Genomic DNA, 1,605 nt, shown 5'->3' with positions numbered 1-1,605 from the left:
CGTAATTCATTACGAAGTTTAATTCACGAGCATCAAACTTAAATTGAAGAGTTTGATCATGGCTCAGATTGAACGCTGGCGGCAGGCCTAACACATGCAAGTCGAGCGGTAGCACAGAGAGCTTGCTCTCGGGTGACGAGCGGCGGACGGGTGAGTAATGTCTGGGAAACTGCCTGATGGAGGGGGATAACTACTGGAAACGGTAGCTAATACCGCATAACGTCGCAAGACCAAAGTGGGGGACCTTCGGGCCTCATGCCATCAGATGTGCCCAGATGGGATTAGCTAGTAGGTGGGGTAACGGCTCACCTAGGCGACGATCCCTAGCTGGTCTGAGAGGATGACCAGCCACACTGGAACTGAGACACGGTCCAGACTCCTACGGGAGGCAGCAGTGGGGAATATTGCACAATGGGCGCAAGCCTGATGCAGCCATGCCGCGTGTGTGAAGAAGGCCTTCGGGTTGTAAAGCACTTTCAGCGGGGAGGAAGGCGGTGAGGTTAATAACCTCATCGATTGACGTTACCCGCAGAAGAAGCACCGGCTAACTCCGTGCCAGCAGCCGCGGTAATACGGAGGGTGCAAGCGTTAATCGGAATTACTGGGCGTAAAGCGCACGCAGGCGGTCTGTCAAGTCGGATGTGAAATCCCCGGGCTCAACCTGGGAACTGCATTCGAAACTGGCAGGCTAGAGTCTTGTAGAGGGGGGTAGAATTCCAGGTGTAGCGGTGAAATGCGTAGAGATCTGGAGGAATACCGGTGGCGAAGGCGGCCCCCTGGACAAAGACTGACGCTCAGGTGCGAAAGCGTGGGGAGCAAACAGGATTAGATACCCTGGTAGTCCACGCTGTAAACGATGTCGATTTGGAGGTTGTGCCCTTGAGGCGTGGCTTCCGGAGCTAACGCGTTAAATCGACCGCCTGGGGAGTACGGCCGCAAGGTTAAAACTCAAATGAATTGACGGGGGCCCGCACAAGCGGTGGAGCATGTGGTTTAATTCGATGCAACGCGAAGAACCTTACCTGGTCTTGACATCCACAGAACTTAGCAGAGATGCTTTGGTGCCTTCGGGAACTGTGAGACAGGTGCTGCATGGCTGTCGTCAGCTCGTGTTGTGAAATGTTGGGTTAAGTCCCGCAACGAGCGCAACCCTTATCCTTTGTTGCCAGCGGTTAGGCCGGGAACTCAAAGGAGACTGCCAGTGATAAACTGGAGGAAGGTGGGGATGACGTCAAGTCATCATGGCCCTTACGACCAGGGCTACACACGTGCTACAATGGCATATACAAAGAGAAGCGACCTCGCGAGAGCAAGCGGACCTCATAAAGTATGTCGTAGTCCGGATTGGAGTCTGCAACTCGACTCCATGAAGTCGGAATCGCTAGTAATCGTAGATCAGAATGCTACGGTGAATACGTTCCCGGGCCTTGTACACACCGCCCGTCACACCATGGGAGTGGGTTGCAAAAGAAGTAGGTAGCTTAACCTTCGGGAGGGCGCTTACCACTTTGTGATTCATGACTGGGGTGAAGTCGTAACAAGGTAACCGTAGGGGAACCTGCGGTTGGATCACCTCCTTACCTTAAAGAACCTGCCTTTGTAGTG

1 rRNA gene is annotated in these 1,605 nt (G+C 53.8%); it reads left to right on the top strand.

The annotated features are described in order from the left end of the window. Nucleotides 1–40 precede the first annotated feature (40 nt). Nucleotides 41–1,580, top strand: a 16S ribosomal RNA gene (locus tag CWM53_RS24670). Nucleotides 1,581–1,605: the final 25 nt, after the last annotated feature.

The sequence above is a fragment of the Klebsiella sp. A-Nf5 genome (assembly GCF_002810545.1).
In the GTDB taxonomy this organism is placed as follows: domain Bacteria; phylum Pseudomonadota; class Gammaproteobacteria; order Enterobacterales; family Enterobacteriaceae; genus Klebsiella; species Klebsiella variicola.
This window is presented reverse-complemented; position numbering and strand designations above follow the sequence as displayed.